Origin of the sequence: Paeniglutamicibacter kerguelensis (genome assembly GCF_017876535.1) — a bacterium.
In the GTDB taxonomy this organism is placed as follows: Bacteria; Actinomycetota; Actinomycetes; order Actinomycetales; family Micrococcaceae; genus Paeniglutamicibacter; species Paeniglutamicibacter kerguelensis.
Genome location: NZ_JAGIOF010000001.1, coordinates 1,728,312 through 1,745,758 on the forward strand (window position 1 = coordinate 1,728,312; position 17,447 = coordinate 1,745,758).

Here is a 17,447-nt window from a genome sequence, read left to right on the forward strand (position 1 = left end):
GCGTGTGGATCCCGGCCACCTGAAGGTTGCCTGGTGTTGCCGGCGGCTAGGCCAGCAACGTCGGCTTCATCTGCTGGATGCGTCCGAGCAGACCGTTGACGAACTCCGGGGACTCGTCGGTGGACAGCTCGCGGACCAGGGCGACGGCCTCGGCCACTGCCACGCCGTCGGGAACGTCGTCGTTGAACAACAGTTCCCAGGCGCCGATGCGCAACGCGGTGCGGTCGACGGTCGGCATGCGCTCCAGGGACCAGCCCTTGGAGTAGGAGGAGAGGATCTCGTCGATCCGGTCCAGCTCGGCCATGACGCCCTCGATCAGGGTGACGGTGTACTCGTTGATCGTGATGTCTGTTGCTTCACGACGCAAACGCATTGCGGCCAGCGGCGAGACGTCGCGCTGCTCGGCTTCGAAAAGGATGTCAAGTGCCCTGCGGCGGGCCTTGGCGCGTGCGCTCACTAGGAGACACGCCCCAGGTAATCGCCGGTGCGGGTGTCGACCTTGACCTTGGTGTTCTGCTCGACGAACAGCGGCACCTGGATCTCGACGCCGGTCTCCAGCGTGGCAGGCTTGGTGCCGGCCGAGGAGCGGTCGCCCTGCAGGCCCGGCTCGGTGTAGGTGATTTCGAGGACGACCGAGGCCGGCAGTTCGATGTACAGCGGTGCGCCTTCGTGCATGGCGATGGTGGCGTTCTGGTTCTCCAGCATGAAGCCGGCCGAATCGCCGACGACGGTGCCCGGAACGGTGATCTGGTCGTAGTCCGTGAGGTCCATGAACACGTAGTCTTCGCCGTCCTGGTACAGGTACTGGTAGTCGCGGCGGTCAACGGTTGCGGTTTCGATCTTCGCGCCGGCATTGTAGGTCTTGTCGACGACCTTGCCGGTGAGCACGTTGCGCATCTTGGTGCGCACGAAGGCGCCGCCCTTGCCCGGCTTCACGTGCTGGAAGTCGATGATGGTCCAGAGCTGGCCCTCGATCTTGAGGACCTGTCCGTTTTTGATGTCGGTGGTTGAAGCCACGATCTACTCATTTCCCGTATGCGCCCGATGCTCCGCCGGCAAGTGTCTGCCGCGGCGGGCGGGGCCACATGAATGCGGCCGCCCGGGCGTGTTGTCAAAAATCCAAGATCCAGTTTAGCGCACGGATATGCACCGCCGCTCAATTTTTCTTGGTGATCTGCCAGACCCGCGAGCCGGCAGAAGTCGTGCGGGCCCCGTTTGCCGCACGCGACGTGCGGCAAACAGGGCCGAAGATGCTGCTAGAGGGCTTGTTCCGCGGCCTGCGGGGCCAGGTTTTCGAGGCGCGCCGTCAGCGCCTCCAGGCAACGCCGCGAGGAGTCGATGAGCCGCTCGTCGGCACCCTCGGCCGTGCGCAGGTCCATGGCCTTGCGGAACCGGGTTGCCGCGGCGCGCAGGTCGCCGCTTTCCACGTATGCCATGCCCAGGTGCTGCTGCAGCACCGATTCGTGTGCGGTGCCGTTGAATTCGCTCAACATTGCGCGCAGGCGGTTGGCCGCACGCTGCGGATCGCCCGAGGCCCGGGTCAGCGAGGTGTCAAGCACGCGCATGGCGAAGTTTTGCGGCTCGTTGAAGCGGGTTTCCGCGACCAGCTCGCTGGCCGCGCGGACGTGGCCGCGGGCCAGCAGCACGACGACCTGCTCGGCGGCGTTGCCGCGGGCCATCGTCTCATCGGCCAACGCCTCGTCGGAGATGGTCTGGCTCATGGACTCCGGGTCGAAGCGCACGCCTGGGATGCCGGACTCGATGTTGTGGGTCGAGGCCCCGGCGGTGCTGGAGGTCGGCACCTGCAGGAGTTCCTGGGTGTGCGTCAGCGACTGTGCCATGTCCTGGGTCAATTCCTGGGTGGTCATTCGGCAATCTCCTGGTAGGCGGCGAAGAGCAGCGAGGTGTCCGGCACATCGAGGATGCGCGGGTGGCCGATCTCGTCGAGCACCACAAAGCGCAACAGGTCCCCGCGGGTCTTCTTGTCGCGGCGCATGCCGTCAAGCAGCGAGCTCCAGCGGTCCCCGCGGTACGTCGTGGGCAGGCCCAGGGACTTGAGGATCGACACGTGGCGGTCGGCCACGGCATCGGAGGTCTTGCCGACGGTGCGGCCCAGCTCGGCGGCGAAGGCCATGCCGATCGAGACGGCGGCACCGTGGCGCATCGAGTAGCGCTCGGCCAGCTCGATGGCGTGGCCCAGCGTGTGGCCGTAGTTCAGGAACTCGCGCTCCCCCGCTTCGCGCAGGTCCGAGGAGACTACCCGGGCCTTCACGGCGATGGAACGCTCGATGAGTTCGCGCAGGCGGGCCGAACCGGCCGTGGTTGCATCCGCCGGGTCCTCTTCAATAAGTTCCAGGATGCGCTCGTCGGCGATGAAGCCGCACTTCACGACCTCGGCCATGCCGGTGACAAGCTCGTTCTTGGGCAGCGTGGCCAGGGTGTCGAGGTCCACCAGCACTCCGGCCGGCGGGTGGAAGGCGCCGACGAGGTTCTTGCCCTCGGCGGTGTTGATGCCGGTCTTGCCGCCCACGGAGGCATCGACCATGCCCAACAGCGAGGTGGGGATGTGTACCACCTTCACGCCGCGCAGCCAGGTGGCCGCGACGAAGCCGGCAAGGTCGGTGACGGCGCCGCCGCCGACGGCGACGATCGCGTCGGAGCGGGTGAAGTCGTTCTGGCCGAGCACCTGCCAGCAGAACGCAGCAACCTGGATGTGCTTGCCCTCTTCGGCGTCGGGGATCTCGGCGGAGAATGCCGCGTAGCCGGCTGCCGCGAGGTCTTCCTTGACCGTGTCGCCGGTGCTTCGCAGGGCGCGCGGGTGGATGACCATGACGCGCTTGACGCGTTCGCCGAGGATGCCGGGCAGGCGTCCGAGCAGGCCGTTGCCGACGATGACGTCGTAGTTCTCGGCCGGGGCCGATCCGGTGACGTGGATCGTCGTGGGCGCGGGGTTCATCGTAGGTCCTCCAAGTGCTGCGTAGCGCACATGCCCATCCGCGTGCCGCGGGAAGGTGTGTGCGTGAGTGATAACGCGTCGTCCGAAACGGGGCGACTCTTAGCAGTTGGACCGAAACGCGATGTCCCGGTCCAACAGATTAAGCGTATGTGTTTCTGCACGCGAGATGGTGTTTCAGTGTCCAGTATCACGGTAGGCGGTGACGATTGCCTCCGCGATTTCGGCAGGGCCAAGGGTACGCGTGTCGATGCGCAGGTCAGCGCACTTCTCGTAGGTGTCGGCCCTTTCGGCAAAGATCCGCGACCAGCTCTCAAGCGCTTCGGCTGCGCGGGATTCCGCATCCGCGCAGACGCCGTCCGGCGTGTTGCCGGCGGCCGCGCCGGCAAGCAGCGGGCGCGTTGTGTCCCCGTCGATCCGGTGCGCGACCGTGGCCGCATCCGTGTACAGGTACACGGTGAAGCCCTCGGCCAGGATGCGTTGGTTCTCCGGCGCCAGCACCGCTCCCCCGCCGGTGGCAACCACCAGCGGGGCCGGGCCGGCGGCGCGGGACGATTCAGCCGCTCCGCGCAGCGCCTCGGTTTCAAGGCCGCGGAATCCGGCCTCCCCGCGGCTTGCAAAGATCTCCGGGATCGGGCCGTGGTCGCGGACCACCAGCGCGTCGGTGTCCAGCGCCTGGGTGTCAAGCAGCCGGGCCAGCTCCGCGCCAACAGCACTCTTGCCGCTGGCCATCGGCCCGATCAGGAAGATCGTGCGGGTCATGGACGGCGGACCGAACCCAGGGATTCGGGGATGGCGTCCAGGTAGGTTTCCATGTTGCGCTTGACCTCGGTCAGCGAATCGCCGCCGAACTTCTCCAGCATGGCCTGGGCAAGCACCAAGGCGACCATGGCCTCGGCGACGACGCCCGCGGCCGGAACGGCACAGACGTCCGAACGCTGGTGGTGTGCCGTGGTGGCCTCGCCGGTGGAGGTGTCAATGGTGCGCAGGGCGCGCGGCACGGTGGCGATCGGCTTCATGGCCGCGCGGACGCGCAGGACGTCGCCGATGCTCATGCCGCCCTCGATGCCGCCGGCCTTGTTGCCCGAGCGGTCGATGACGCCGTCCTCGCCACGCACGATCTCGTCGTGTGCGGCCGAGCCGCGGCGCGATGCGGTGAGGAAGCCGTCGCCGACCTCGACGCCCTTGATGGCCTGGATGCCCATCAGGGCCGCGGCCAGGCGTGCATCAAGCCGACGGTCCCAGTGCACGTAGGAGCCCAAACCCGGGGGAAGGTTGTAGGCCAGGACCTCGACGATGCCGCCGAGGGTCTCGCCCTCCTTGTGGGCTGCGTCGACCTCGCCGACCATGGCCGCGGAGGTGTCTGCGTCAAAGCAGCGCAGCGGGTCGGCGTCGAGGGCCATGACATCGGAGGCGCGCGGCAGCGGCGAACCCTCCGGCGAGGAGACGGTGCCGACGGACACGGTGTGCGAAACCAGTTCCACGCCCAGCTGGGCCAGGAAGTTCGCGGCAACGGATCCCAGTGCCACGCGGGCAGCGGTTTCGCGCGCGGAGGCACGCTCCAGCACCGGGCGGGCGTCGTCGAAACCATACTTCTGCATGCCGGTGAAGTCGGCGTGACCGGGGCGCGGGCGGGTCAACGGCGCGTTGCGCGCCATCGAAGCCAGTTCCTCGGGGTCGACCTCATCCGGGTTCATGACCTTGGCCCACTTGGGCCATTCGGTGTTGCCCACCTCGATGGCCACGGGTCCGCCCTGGGTCAGCCCATGGCGCACACCGCCCATGAAGGAGACCTCGTCCTGCTCAAACTTCATACGGGCGCCGCGGCCATAGCCAAGGCGGCGGCGTGCCAGGGCATCGCGCACATCCTGTGAAGAGATGGCAATGCCCGCGGGCAGTCCCTCGATAATTCCAACCAATGCGGGGCCATGTGATTCGCCCGCCGTCAACCAACGCAACATGCTCTCCATCCTGCCATGTCCCCGCGGCCCGATCAGGGCCGGGGCACGCCCACTGCGTCGCACATCACATTTGTGACGCGCCCCCAGTCGGCAACTTGAATTCCAGAAAAAAGCTTGACCTGCTCCACGCCCTGGTGGACCAGCATGCTCAGCCCGGAAACGACCAAACCACCGGCCGCTTCCCAGGCGTTGGCAAGCGCGGAGGGCCATGGATCGTAGGCCACGTCCAGGAGCACGGCGCCGGGCTTGATGACGCCAGCGCCAAGGCCAAGGACCTGCACCCAGGAATCCGCGGCATGTGCCGGAAGGGTGGAAATCACCGCATCGTAGCCCGGCAGGCGCGGCGCAGCCTCCGTGTAGGGCAACGCGGTTGCCCTAAGACCGAGGATCCCGGCGAGCTTGAGCGCGTCGTGCGCACGCTCCGGGTTGCGCACCAGCAGGTCCACGTGGCCCGCACCCATCAGGGCACACGCCTCGAGCGCGGCAAGCGCGGTGTTGCCGTTTCCGAGGATTGCGATCCTTTGGCCGGCGGCCGCGGGGGAATCCGTTCCCAGGTCAACGCCGAGTGCCCGGATTATGCCTTCGACGTCGGTGTTTTCGGCAAGCAGCCGCACTCCGCCCGCGTCCCGGGACACGACGATGGTGTTCAGGGCCCCGAGCCGGCGAACCCGCTCCGAGGGCTCGTCGACGTACGGGATCAGCGCGTCCTTCATCGGCATCGTGACCGAAACCCCGACCCAGCCGGGTTCGGTGCGCAGGCGCTCGGCGAACTGCGCCGCCTGCTCCGGGAGCACATCGATGGCCGTGTAGTCGATCTGCACGCCGAGCTCGCGGTACGCGGTGGAATGCAGCAGCGGGGAACGCGAATGCCCGATCGGGTGGCCCAGCACCGCGGCGCGCGCGCCGGGTGCCGGGTGCCCCCCGGTCACTTGCAGACGTCCGTGTTGGCCGCGCACCAGGCGCGGAACTCGTTCTGGTTGACCTGGTGTTCGCGGTAGGTCTTGGCGAACTTCGTTTCACCGGTGTTGGTGTTTACCGTCACCCAGTAGTAGTAGTCGTTGGCCTGCGGGTTCGCGGCCGCCTTGATGGCCGAGGTGCCCGGGGATCCGATCGGCGTCGGGGGCAGGCCCTTGTGGACGTAGGAGTTGTATGGGTTGCCAGCGTCCTGCTTTTCCTCCGGGGTGAAGTGCAGGGTGAAGCGGTCAAGCCCGTAGATGACGGTGGAGTCGACCTGCAACAACCCGTTGGTCTCGGTGTTGTTGGCGTGCAGGCGGTTCTCCATCGCGCCGGCAACCGTTCCGTAGTCGTCGGGACGGGCCTCCGCCTGCAGGATCGAGGCGATGGTCAGCACCCGGTACTGCTCCGCCGGATCCGTGATGCCCTCGTCCGCCAGCGCCTTCTTGGAGGCGTCGACCATCAGCTGCAGCACCGACTTGGCATCGGAATCAAGCGGGAATCGGTATTCGCCCGGGTGCAGGAAGCCCTCGAGGCTCTTCACGTTGCCCTTGATGCCGAAGGCCGCGGGGTCCCCGGCGAGGGATTCCAGCGAGGCCTGCGGCAGGCCCGTGGCCTTGGAAATCTCTTCCAGGACCGCCGGCATGCGGGTGTTCTGCTTGATCGCCACGTAGCCGACCTTTTCCGGACCCTCGCCGATCAGGATCGTGGCGGCGTCCAGGGCGGGCATCTGCATGCGCAGGTCGTACTTGCCGGGGTGGATTTCACGGTTTTCCGTTTCCACCATCTGGACAGCCTCGAGGAAGAGCTTGTCGCTGGCGACAATGTCCTGCGAGACAAGGGCACGGCCGATCTGCTGGGGTCCCCAGCCGGACTTGACCTCGAAACTGACGGTTGCCCCGCCCGGCGCGGGGTAATCCTTGGGGTTCAGCTTGGCCACGACGCCCTGCAGAACTATCACGACGCCGAAAATCACTGCGCAGAAGCCCAGCAGCACGGCTACCATCACCGCGTTGCGGCGGCGGCGACGGCGTTTGCGAAGTGCCCGGTCCGCCGCGGTCGGACCGCTGAGGAACAGGCTCTCCCGCCCGCCACCCTGGGCGACAGGTTCGGGCTCCGCGTATTGATGCTCGTGGGGTTCGGGGAGGTACTCGTCCCCCTCGTAGTGGTAGTCGTGCGAGACGTCTCCGGGCGCTGCCTCGTAGGCCGCCCCGTAGGCGACGGGTGCCGGCGTTTCTGGGTCGGTCCAGGCGTCGGGGACTTCCTCGAAACCTGCTTCGTAGCCGTGGAGGTGGGAGACGGGTTCTTCATGGGGCTCGGCGGCGCGCCCTTCGGCAACGTCGGCCTCGGCGGCCGGGAATGCAGGGAGTTGCGCCTCGGGGGCCGGGACCTCGAGCACAGGCTCCACGGACTGCCCGAAAGCCGGCTCGAAGTTCGGGTCCTGGATCGAATCGGCCTTGCCGGGACGCGGTTCACTGCCCGCGGCATGGTCCCGGTGCGAGAGGATGTCGTTGAAACTCATGGCCGCGTGTTCGCGGGCGTCCCAGCGCGGGCCTGCCGGATCCGCCGCCGGTGCGGCTGGAGGCTCCTGGATCGCAGGTTCTGCGGGGGCTTCGGCCAGGGCTTTCGGCTGGGAAACCGTCGGCGAAACCGGCGGAGCGGCAAGGTGGTCCTGGTCGAAGGGGCCACCTGCATCCGCGGCGGTCTCCGGGGCACGGCCGCCGGCTGCGGATGCGGTGGCGGAGGGCGCGAAGTAGTGCGCCGAATCCGGGGTCACGGCGCTGCGGCCGGAGGCGGTGCGGGCCCGGCGGGGACCTGCGGCGTTGGCGCGCAGCGTTTCACGCACACGTTCCGCGGCGGCGCGTTGCGCCTCGATGGCTTCGGAGCGGGCGCGCTGGGCGCCTTCGGTCCGGGCGCGCTGGGCCGCGGCAACGGCCTGGGCGCGCTGCGCCTCAGCGGCGAGCTGCGCCTCGGTCGGAGCGACAGGCTCGCCCTCAAGGGCCTCCGCCGCGGAAGCGGCAGAGGCGGCCGAGTGGGCGGAACCCGACTCGGCGAACGGTGCAACAGGGTCGTCCCCGCCGGCTTCCTCCCGTTGACGGGCCGCTCGTGCGGCGCGTCGCGGTGAAACCTCGTTCTCGTGGCGCGAGGAATCGAAGGACGATTCGTTAGTCATGCGGTGTTCTCCCTTGCCCGCGGGCAACGTAGTAGCCGTGGGACGACGGAGGCCCACCTGTTCAGCTTTTTGAGATGTGACCTGATCGTAACCTAAAAGTGACGCGTCATGCAGATCGTTTCCTGCGCGGGTGCGGACGCGCCGTGCGTGATCAACAGCGGAATTGTGGTCCTTAGGATACATCGCCGAACCCGGAATCCGCGGGGAAAACCAGCTGCCCGGGGGCAAACTGGCCGTGTCGGCGCATTTCAAGCACCTGTTGGAGAATCTCCACCGCGGCTACCTGGTCGACAACCGATCGGTGCTTTCGCCCGTCCAAACCGGCCTCGCGCAGGGACCTGTGCGCGCTGACGGTGGTCAGCCGCTCATCGACGAGACGCACCTCCACGCCCAGGGAGGCCCGGGCCAGAGCATTAGCCAATTCGTCGGCATAATCCCGTGCCATGGTCGTCGAAGCGGTCTCCCCGCCGGAGAGCGAACGCGGCAGGCCGACAAACACTTGCCTGACCTCGCGCTCAGCGGCGAGTTTCACCAACACCGAAATGTCGCTGTTCTTCTTCGCGTCGCGCTTCAGCGTTTTCACCGGAGTCGCAAGCATGCCGTCGGGATCGCTGGCCGCGACGCCGACGCGGGCCATGCCCACGTCGACGCCGAGCAGCACCCCGCGTGCGGGGTTTGTTGCCGAAGTTATGACAGGTCCTGGATCGAGCGGATCATCGCCTCGATGGCCTCGGACGTCTTGGTGACGTCCTGGCCACCGCCCTGGGCGAGGTCGTCCTTGCCGCCGCCGCCGCCGCCGAGGATCTTCGCGGCGGTGCGCACCAGCGCGCCGGCCTTGACGCCCTTGGTGCGGGCGGCCTCGTTGGTGGCAACCAGCACGATCGGGCGTCCGTTGGAGGCGCCGGTGAGTGCGACGGTCGAGGCCTCGGAGCCCAGGCGGTCGCGCAGGTCCAGTGCCAGGGTGCGCAGCCCGTCGGCGGAGGAAACCTCGCCGGCATCGTGCGCCAGGACGCGGACGCCGTTGATGTCGCGGGCCTGGGCCACCAGGGTGCCGGCCTGGGCGGCCAGCTGCGCGGTGCGCAGGCGCTCGAGTTCCTTTTCCGCGTTCTTCAGCTTCGCGACGGTGTCGGTGATGCGCTCGTTGAGCTGCGCCGCCGGGACGCGGAACATCGCGGAGAGCTCCGAGACCAGCGCGCGCTCGGCGGCACCGTGGCGGAAGGCTTCCATGCCGACCAGCGCCTCAACGCGGCGGTTGCCCGAACCGACAGATGCCTCGCCCAGCAGGGTCAGCGAACCGATCTGCGCGGTGGCGTCCACGTGGGTGCCGCCGCAGAGTTCGCGGCTCCAGGCCCCGTTGATCTCCACCATGCGCACGGTGTTGCCGTACTTCTCGCCGAACAGGCTCATGGCGCCAGCGGCGCGGGCCTCGGCCAGCGGCATGACGTTGGTCAGCACCTGGTGGTTGTTGCGGATGGAGAGGTTGACGACCTCTTCGATCTCGTTGCGGGCCGCGGCGGAGAGCGCCTCGGACCAGGAGAAGTCGAAGCGCAGGTAGCCGGCCTTGTTGAAGGAGCCGGACTGCAGCGCGTCCGGGCCAAGGATCTCGTGCAGCGCGGCGTGGACCAGGTGGGTGGCGGAGTGCGCCTGCTCCCCGGACAGGCGGCGGGCGCGATCGACCTCTGCAAGCACCGCGGCGTCGGCGGGCAATTCGCCCTCGCGCACGATCGCCTGGTGGACGTTCAGTCCGCGGATCGGGGACTGCACGTCGAGCACCTCGAGCACAAAGCCGTCACCGGTGATGAGTCCGACGTCGCCGGCCTGGCCGCCCGCCTCTGCGTAGAACGGGGTCTCGTTGAGCACCAGTTCGATCTGCTGGCCCTGTTCGGCCACGTCCACCAGGGCGCCGTTGTGCACGATGCCGCGCACGGTGGATTCGCTGGTCAGCTCGTCGTAGCCGGTGAAGATGACATCGCCGCGCTCGTGCAGCTGGGTGAACACCGTCAGGTCCGCGTGGCCGGCCTTCTTGGCCTTGGCGTCCTCCTGCGCACGGGTGCGCTGTTCGCTCATCAAGGCGCGGAATTGGGTCTCGTCTACCGACAGGCCCGCCTCGGCGGCGATTTCCAGGGTGAGGTCGATCGGGAAGCCGTAAGTGTCGTGCAGCGCGAAGGCATCCTCGCCGGAGAGTGCCTCGCCCTTGGACTTGGAGATGCGCAGGGCCTCTTCCAGGCGGGTGGTGCCGGAGGCGATGGTGCGCAGGAAGGCACGTTCCTCGGCGTAGGCGATGCGGGCGATGCGCTCGAAGTCGGTCTCGACGATCGGGTAGACGCCCTTCATGGCGTCGCGGGAGACCGGCAGCAGTTCCGGAAGGACCGCGGTCTCGACGCCCATCAGGCGCATGGCGCGGATGGCGCGGCGGATCAGGCGGCGCAGCACGTAGCCGCGGCCCTCGTTGCCCGGGGAAACGCCGTCGGAGATCAGCATCAGCGAGGAGCGGATGTGGTCGGCGACCATGCGCATGCGCACGTCGTCGGCGTGGTGCGGGTCGTTGTGGTCCTCGGTGGAGGTGTATTCCCTGCCGGAGAGCTCGGCGGCCTTGTCGAGCACCGGACGGACCTGGTCGGTCTCGTACATGTTCTCGACGCCCTGCAGGATCATCGCCAGGCGCTCGAGGCCCAGGCCGGTGTCGATGTTCTTCTTGGGCAGTTCGCCCAGGATCTCGAAGTTGTCCTTGCCGGTGCCCTCGCCGCGCTGGTACTGCATGAACACGAGGTTCCAGATTTCGATGTAACGGGTGTCGTCGGCCTCCGGGCCGCCCTCGATGCCGTACTCCGGGCCGCGGTCGTAGAAGATCTCCGAGCAGGGGCCGGCCGGGCCGGGCTGGCCGGTGGACCAGTAGTTGTCTGCCTTGCCCATCTTCTGGATGCGGCCGGCGGGAACGCCGATCTTGTCGCGCCAGATCGCCAGTGCTTCCTCGTCCTCGTGGTAGACGGTGATCCACAGCTTCTCGGCGGGCAGGCCGAAGCCGCCGTCCGCGACCGGGCTGGTCAGCAGCTCCCAAGCGTAGGAGATCGCGCCTTCCTTGAAGTAGTCCCCGAAGGAGAAGTTGCCGGCCATCTGGAAGAAGGTGCCGTGGCGCACGGTCTTGCCGACTTCTTCGATATCACCGGTGCGGATGCACTTCTGCACCGAAGTGGCGCGCGTGTACGGCGGCTCTTCGCGTGCCGTCAGGTACGGGATGAACGGCACCATGCCGGCGACCGTGAACAACAGCGACGGGTCCGAGGAGACCAACGAGGCGCTGGGAACCGCGGTGTGGCCCTTTGACTCAAAGTAGTCGACCCACCGGCGTGCAATTTCCTGCGATTTCATTGTTCCTCTTCGGTCCCTTCGTGCTTACGGGGTATATCTGGTGCGGTGGTGTTCGCTGGAATCAATCCGATCCGGGCACAACACCGCTTACAAGTTTAGTGGCGGCCGTGGCCGGTTGCTTCATCCAGGCCCAGGGCCTGGCGTAATTCTGTTTCGCGTTCGTTCATTCCGTCGCGGAATGCCTCTGTGAGCTCATGCAGCGAATCGCCGATGCGACCCATCGTGCGGTTGAGTCCCTCGGGGCCCGCCAGCGACTTGGCCTCGCCGATCTTGCGGGCGACGAGTACGCCGACACCGATTCCGATGCCGACCCAGAATAGCTTCTTCATCTGCGCTTCCTCTTTTTTCGTGTTGGACCCAGGCCGTTGGATGTGTCGGCTGTTCCCGCCGGACCTGAGCCCGCTGAACGTTTCGCACTTCGCCCGGCGCCGGTCCCACCGACCCCGATCCAGCGGTTTTCCGGATCGGGGTCGGTGGTGGAGCGGCGCTCGAGGGCCATTGCCCTAGCGGCTGCGGCGTCCCTTGCCCGAGGGCTTGGTTCCCAGGGCTGCCCGGACACCGGAGGAGAACGCGGCGATCTTGATCAGCGGCTGCCCGACGGTTGCCGCCATGAGTGAGGAAAGCGCGCTGATGTTGGCGGAGGCGTCCGAGACGTTGTTGGTGATGCCTTCGACCTTGCGGAGCTGGTCGTTGGTGGTTACAACAGTGGTGGTGACCTCGGTGAGCAGCGGTGTGGTGCCGTCGGAAACTTCACGAATCGCGGCACGGAGCTCGTCGAACACCTTGCCGAGCTTCCAAATGGGAACGGCCAACAGTGCCACGAGCACGGCAAAGACCCCTGCTGCGATGAGTCCGGCGATATCCGACCCTGTCATGTGCTTTTCCTCTGCCGTTGGTGACGTGTGCTTTTCCACCTTACCGAATGGTGGCCGGTAGCACAGAACCGAAACATGCCGGATAAACACGAAGCCCGCGGCCAGGGCCGCGGGCTTCGTGTTGCACTGCATCATTCGGGTGGGCGTGAGCCCGTCGAATTTAGCGTGCGTAGTATTCGACCACGAGGTTCTCTTCGCAGGTTACAGGAACCTCGGAGCGCTTCGGGCGGCGAACAAGCTTGGCCTGAAGGGCTTCAAGCTTGACGTCCAGGTAAGCCGGGACGGTCGGAAGAACGTCGCGGTGAGCGCCTGCAGCGGCGATCTGGAACGGGCCCATCTTTTCGCTACGCTCGTGAACGTGGATCAGCTGACCCTCGGACACGCGGAACGACGGACGGTCAACGCGCTGGCCGTTAACCAGGATGTGACGGTGCACAACCAGCTGGCGGGCCTGGGCGATGGTGCGGGCGAAGCCTGCACGCAGAACCAGGGCGTCCAGACGCATTTCCAACAGCTCGACCAGGTTTTCACCGGTCTGGCCCTTGGTGCGCTTGGCTTCTTCGAAGGCACGGGTCATCTGTGCTTCGCGGATGCCGTACTGGGCGCGCAAACGCTGCTTTTCGCGCAAGCGTACTGCGTAGTCGCTGTCCTGCTTCTTGCGGGCACGGCCGTGCTGGCCCGGACCGTAGGGACGACGCTCCATGTACTTTTCAGCTTTAGGAGTCAGAGCAAGGCCGAGGGCTCGCGAGAGGCGAACCTTACGGCGGGCACGAGTGTTGTTAGCCACGAGTGTCCTTTTCTTTTAGAGCGACTGTTTATCTAACTGGCCTCCATCGTGGAGAGTTGTGGGAAGCCGCTTCCCTATTCACTACAACCCGTGTCTGCGCACCCCACAGAACCGAAGTTCCATTGAATTTGCACACAGGGCTTGCCAGCCAAGGATCAATCCTACCACCGCCATCAATTCTGCGGCACATCGCCGCAGGATCGCGCCGCTCCGGCGGCGATGTGCAGGGTTTATTTTTTGCCGCGGAACTTGGCTCGAACAATGCCCCTGATTCGCTCGAGGCGTTCGCCTATGAGACGCTCGGCTCCATTTGTCGTGGGGCGGTAGTAGTCGACGCCCTGCAGGTCATCCGGTGCGTACTGTTGCGTGGCGATCGAATGCGGGGCATCGTGCGAATAGATGTAGCCCTTGCCGTGGCCCAATTGCTGGGCACCTGCATAGTGGGCGTCGCGCAAATGCATGGGAACGCCGCGACCGCGGCCGGCGCGCACATCCGCAACAGCCTCGTTGATGCCGTTGTAGGCGGCATTTGATTTCGGTGCGGTTGCCACGTGGACCACGGCGTGTCCAAGGATGATTCGGGCCTCTGGCATGCCGATGAGTTGGACGGCTTGGGCCGCGGCAACGGCGGTTTGCAGCGCGGTCGGATCGGCCATGCCGATGTCTTCCGAGGCGCTGATCATGATCCTTCGGGCGATGAATCGCGGATCCTCGCCGGCTTCGAGCATCTTTGCCAGGTAGTGCAGGGCCGCGTCGACGTCGGAGCCGCGGATGGACTTGATGAAGGCGCTGATGATGTCGTAGTGCTGGTCCCCCGCCTTGTCATAGCGCTGCACTGCGGCGTCCATGGCGCGTTCGGTGTGTTCGAGGGTGATGCGGATCCGCCGGTCCTCTTCGGGTTCCTCATCCGTGCCGACTGCCAACGCGTCCTCGGCGTCAGGATCGGCAGCGCCATCCCCTTGACCTGATGTTTCATCCTCCGGAGATGGCTCGACGGTAACGGCTGGCTCCGGATTTTGCGACTGGGCATCAGCCGCGCTCCATGCCACGCCTGCCGCGGCTTCCAGCGCGGTGAGGGCACGGCGCGCGTCTCCCCCGGCCATGCGCACCAGATGGTCAAGCGCGGTCATGTCCATGACCAACTCGTCGTTGAACCCGCGAGGGTCCTCAAGGGCCCGTGTGATCAGCCCGGCGACGTCGGACTCCTCCAGCGGCCGCAACGTGAGCAGCAGCGAGCGCGAGAGTAGCGGCGACACGACAGAGAACGAAGGGTTTTCGGTTGTTGCGGCGACGAGCACGACCCAGCGGTTTTCGACGCCGGGGAGCAGAGCGTCCTGCTGGGCCTTGTTGAAGCGGTGGATCTCGTCGAGGAACAGCACCGTGGTGAGCCCGCGCAGGTCGCGGTCCTCCAGCGCCTGGTCCATGACGCGGCGCACGTCCTTCACGCCCGCGGTGATGGCGCTGAGCTCAACGAAACGGCGTCCCGGGGCACGGGCGATGACGTGGGCGATGGTCGTTTTGCCGGTGCCGGGCGGTCCCCAGAGGATGATGCTGGAAGGACCAGAGGGGCCGGGTCCATCGACGCCGGCCAACTGGCGCAACGGGGAACCGGGCTTGAGCAGGTGCTGCTGTCCAACGAGTTCTTCCACCGAACGCGGGCGCATTCGGACCGCAAGGGGTGCCCGGGGGCGCACATACTCGTCGTTGTTTTCCTCGTCGTCATCCAACGCACTGAGAAGATCGTTCACTCCCCTAGCCTAGTTCAGCCGGTCTGATGTTTTATCCAGCTGACATTTTCGTCGGCCTGGGTAGCCGGAGTCCAACCAATCTGGACGCACACGCGGTATTTGGTTGGCTGCAACGGGTGTGGGCACGAGCCCGTTTGTTTTCCCCGCATCCGCGTATCGAGTGACTCGGATCCGCGTTGATCGATCAGTCGGAAAACAGCGGGGACGTGTATCCGGAGGTGCGAAGCTCCGGATACCAGTGGAGATTGCGTTCCGGGGCGCCGCGCGGCTGGCCCGCGCGCTCGACGAGATGTGGAACGCCGTCGATCATCTTCATCGTGATCAGTCCGGCATGCACCTGCAGATGATGATAGAGGCAAAGCAATGCGCCATTCTTGACACTGGTCTCACCGCCCTCTAGCCATGGCTTTACATGGTGGGCTTCGCTGGTCGCGGCAGGTCTGGGGCAGCCCGGAACCGTACAGCCCCGGTCCCGCAACGCAAGGGCGCGACGCTGGGTCTTATTGAAACCGCGTGCCTCCCGTCCCAGATCGAGCAATTCCCCATTGGTCGCCAACACCGCTGGCAACATGTCGGCGTTGCAAGCCATCCGCCTGATGTTTGCGGCTGAAATGGGCCGGCCGTGATCGGTGATCCCGGCATCTTCCATCTCTCCCAGCAGGCTTCGATAACCGATGAGAACGCCGATCTTGACGTGCATTCCACCGGTATCACTGACATCCTCACCCGAGAGAACACCGGCGCAAGCCGCGATGACTGCATCGAGCAGCAATTGCGGTGAGCTGCGCGGGTCGCCGGCCGCATCTTCAAGGGAGCACCACTGCAGAGGAAGTCCACAGTCCAATTCGCTCAGGGGCATGTCCCGTGCTGCGGCGCCGGGTGTCAGGGCCCATTCGGGGGCAGGTGTTCCAACAGGGCAAAAGTCAGGGGTGCCCGAGGGTGACAGCATGGCATCGCCTCCCGTCGCGAAGGATGGAGAATTCCGGGTTGCGGCAGTGGATGCGGAGCCGGGAGGCATCTTTCGCGATCGCGGGTTGCTCCACGCCTCTCCGAAGGAGAGGATGACCTCGGACTCGAGCGGGTCGCAACGCAGCAGGAACTCGTCGCACCCGTCCCTGTAACCGCGGTAGAACATGCCGCGCTTGGCCAGGATCTCGTCATCGGTGATGGGCGACCCGTTGTCGGCCAGGAATTCCTCCCAGTCCTGCATGGCCTTGCCACAGGATTTGGGTTCACCGGTCCGTGCCTCGTGAACGAGCGTTTCCTCGATTGCGGTGGTGATGTTTCGGGCGTCGGGGCGCGGGGTGATGCGTGACTGCATACCCTCGAGCCGTCCCGCCAAATGGGAGAGGTTGCCTACATCCGCGGTGCCGTCGGAGGCGGCACCGGCCAGTACCGGGTAACTGGGTGTTGAGGTTTTGGGCGGCAAGGTATCTTCCGTGGTTGCCGATGCTGTTTCCGGTGCGGATGCGGGAGCGAGCAGCAGCCGGGCGCCTGTGAGCCTACGGCGGGCTTCCGAGACTGAAATGTGCAAGTGGGCCTGGACCTAAGCGACGGTATTGCGGTGTGGAGCCATGCCTTGGCACATGATCTCGGGCGGGATGTACGCTGTTCCGTCGGCCAGCGACTGCGGATCTGCAACCAGGTCATCGATTTGTTGAGCCGATGCTGGGTCGAGCTGGTGGATCTGGGCGGCGTCCGCGTCAAATGTAGCCACGAGCTGGCCGTAGGCGATGGCACGGTGCCCTTGTTCGAGAAGGCCAAGCATGATCGCACTGGCCGCGGCGTCCAGTGGCACCGTGGCCAGCCGTCCCATCAGTTCACGCAGTCCGAGTATGGCTGCGGCCATGTCCTGGCCCAGCATCCGGGGTTCGGCATACCCCGAAGGGAGCGTGCTCGTTTGCGTGCTCATAGCCATCATTCTGCGCTTTTTGAAGCACTCGTGTTGCCGCCATCCGGCAACTGTGGGGGAAAGTGGACTTCCCCTCGGCCCGCACGAATCCGGGAATTAAACGCAAGGTCGGTCTGCGCCAAGGTGCAGGCGATCAACATAAATATGTAGAGTCGAAGATGGCGTGCGGTTTGGGCACGGATGGCAACCAAACGGGCTGGCCAATGTTCTTGGCCGCAGTCGTTGACCGCCGCCGAACCCATTTCGAAGACAAAGGACGTCATGAAGGCAGTTTTGCAGGTTGTATCGCGCGCATCGGTTGAAGTCGAGGGAGAAGTCGTCGGGAAAATCGATGCGCCGGGTTTGCTGGTGCTGCTCGGCGTGACGCATCAAGACACACCGGCACTGGCCGCAAAGCTGGCGGCCAAGGTGTGGCGCTTGCGCATGCTGTCCGATGAGAAATCGTGCGAGGACTTGGACGCACCGTTGCTGGTGATCAGCCAGTTCACGCTGTATGGGGATGTGCGCAAGGGGCGTCGTCCTGGATGGACCGCCGCGGCGCCCGGTGCAGTGAGTGAGCCGTTGTATGAGGAATTCATGGCGCAACTTAGGGCGCTGGGAGCACACGTGGAATCCGGTGTGTTTGGGGCGATGATGGAGGTTTCGCTCGTGAATTCCGGTCCATACACGCTCATTGTGGACACGGATGACTTGCCGGGCTGAGGCTTTTTCGGAG

Annotated in this window: 18 protein-coding genes; 1 reads left to right on the top strand and 17 read right to left on the bottom strand. The window is 65.9% G+C overall.

Going from position 1 to position 17,447, the window contains the following annotated elements; translation table 11 throughout:
* Window positions 1–46: 46 nt before the first annotated feature.
* The 17 genes from nusB to JOF47_RS07940 all read right to left on the bottom strand — a co-directional run bounded on the left by nusB (window position 47) and on the right by JOF47_RS07940 (window position 16,995).
* Window positions 47–457, bottom strand: a complete 411-nt coding sequence (gene nusB / locus JOF47_RS07860) for a transcription antitermination factor NusB (protein ID WP_209997058.1) — start codon at window positions 455–457, stop codon at window positions 47–49.
* Entirely contained in the window at window positions 457–1,017 is a 561-nt protein-coding gene (gene efp, locus JOF47_RS07865) for an elongation factor P (RefSeq protein WP_209997059.1), read from the bottom strand. The genes nusB and efp overlap by 1 nt, the downstream gene beginning before the upstream one ends.
* Before the next feature lie 239 nt (window positions 1,018–1,256).
* A complete protein-coding gene (locus JOF47_RS07870) occupies window positions 1,257–1,868 on the bottom strand; it encodes a tetratricopeptide repeat protein (RefSeq protein WP_209997060.1) in 612 nt (203 codons plus the stop codon).
* Entirely contained in the window at window positions 1,865–2,956 is a 1,092-nt protein-coding gene (gene aroB / locus JOF47_RS07875; RefSeq protein WP_209997061.1) for a 3-dehydroquinate synthase, read from the bottom strand. The genes JOF47_RS07870 and aroB overlap by 4 nt, the downstream gene beginning before the upstream one ends.
* A gap of 174 nt (window positions 2,957–3,130) precedes the next feature.
* The gene (locus JOF47_RS07880; RefSeq protein ID WP_209997062.1) at window positions 3,131–3,715 is read right to left on the bottom strand and encodes a shikimate kinase; all 585 of its coding nucleotides are present in this window, start codon (window positions 3,713–3,715) and stop codon (window positions 3,131–3,133) included.
* Entirely contained in the window at window positions 3,712–4,914 is a 1,203-nt protein-coding gene (aroC, locus tag JOF47_RS07885) for a chorismate synthase (RefSeq protein ID WP_209997063.1), read from the bottom strand. The genes JOF47_RS07880 and aroC overlap by 4 nt, the downstream gene beginning before the upstream one ends.
* Window positions 4,915–4,946: 32 nt before the next feature.
* Window positions 4,947–5,843 carry a shikimate dehydrogenase family protein gene (locus tag JOF47_RS07890; RefSeq protein WP_209997064.1) on the bottom strand — a complete coding sequence of 299 codons (897 nt, stop codon included), beginning with the start codon at window positions 5,841–5,843 and terminating at the stop codon, window positions 4,947–4,949.
* Window positions 5,840–8,041, bottom strand: coding sequence for an endolytic transglycosylase MltG (gene mltG, locus JOF47_RS07895; protein WP_209997065.1), 2,202 nt, complete (start codon window positions 8,039–8,041; stop codon window positions 5,840–5,842). Before mltG ends, JOF47_RS07890 begins: the two co-directional genes overlap by 4 nt.
* Before the next feature lie 172 nt (window positions 8,042–8,213).
* Window positions 8,214–8,702, bottom strand: coding sequence for a Holliday junction resolvase RuvX (ruvX, locus tag JOF47_RS07900; protein WP_209997066.1), 489 nt, complete (start codon window positions 8,700–8,702; stop codon window positions 8,214–8,216).
* A 26-nt stretch (window positions 8,703–8,728) separates the two neighbouring features.
* The gene (alaS, locus tag JOF47_RS07905) at window positions 8,729–11,410 is read right to left on the bottom strand and encodes an alanine--tRNA ligase (RefSeq protein ID WP_209997067.1); all 2,682 of its coding nucleotides are present in this window, start codon (window positions 11,408–11,410) and stop codon (window positions 8,729–8,731) included.
* A 95-nt stretch (window positions 11,411–11,505) separates the two neighbouring features.
* Window positions 11,506–11,739, bottom strand: a complete 234-nt coding sequence (locus JOF47_RS07910) for a hypothetical protein (protein ID WP_209997068.1) — start codon at window positions 11,737–11,739, stop codon at window positions 11,506–11,508.
* Window positions 11,740–11,913: 174 nt separating this feature from the next.
* Window positions 11,914–12,285: a DUF948 domain-containing protein gene (locus tag JOF47_RS07915; RefSeq protein WP_209997069.1), complete on the bottom strand. Its 372-nt coding sequence runs from the start codon at window positions 12,283–12,285 to the stop codon at window positions 11,914–11,916.
* Between the two features lie 160 nt (window positions 12,286–12,445).
* The gene (gene rpsD / locus JOF47_RS07920; RefSeq protein ID WP_209997070.1) at window positions 12,446–13,072 is read right to left on the bottom strand and encodes a 30S ribosomal protein S4; all 627 of its coding nucleotides are present in this window, start codon (window positions 13,070–13,072) and stop codon (window positions 12,446–12,448) included.
* A gap of 230 nt (window positions 13,073–13,302) precedes the next feature.
* Window positions 13,303–14,820 carry a replication-associated recombination protein A gene (locus JOF47_RS07925; protein ID WP_342592733.1) on the bottom strand — a complete coding sequence of 506 codons (1,518 nt, stop codon included), beginning with the start codon at window positions 14,818–14,820 and terminating at the stop codon, window positions 13,303–13,305.
* Between the two features lie 184 nt (window positions 14,821–15,004).
* Window positions 15,005–16,249, bottom strand: coding sequence for an HNH endonuclease signature motif containing protein (locus JOF47_RS07930; RefSeq protein WP_209997071.1), 1,245 nt, complete (start codon window positions 16,247–16,249; stop codon window positions 15,005–15,007).
* A gap of 117 nt (window positions 16,250–16,366) precedes the next feature.
* Window positions 16,367–16,732 carry a hypothetical protein gene (locus tag JOF47_RS07935; protein ID WP_209997072.1) on the bottom strand — a complete coding sequence of 122 codons (366 nt, stop codon included), beginning with the start codon at window positions 16,730–16,732 and terminating at the stop codon, window positions 16,367–16,369.
* 5 nt (window positions 16,733–16,737) lie between these two features.
* A complete protein-coding gene (locus JOF47_RS07940) occupies window positions 16,738–16,995 on the bottom strand; it encodes a hypothetical protein (protein ID WP_209997073.1) in 258 nt (85 codons plus the stop codon).
* Here JOF47_RS07940 and dtd point away from each other — a divergent pair.
* Window positions 16,994–17,434, top strand: a complete 441-nt coding sequence (gene dtd / locus JOF47_RS07945; RefSeq protein WP_209997074.1) for a D-aminoacyl-tRNA deacylase — start codon at window positions 16,994–16,996, stop codon at window positions 17,432–17,434. The genes JOF47_RS07940 and dtd overlap by 2 nt on opposite strands.
* Window positions 17,435–17,447: the final 13 nt, after the last annotated feature.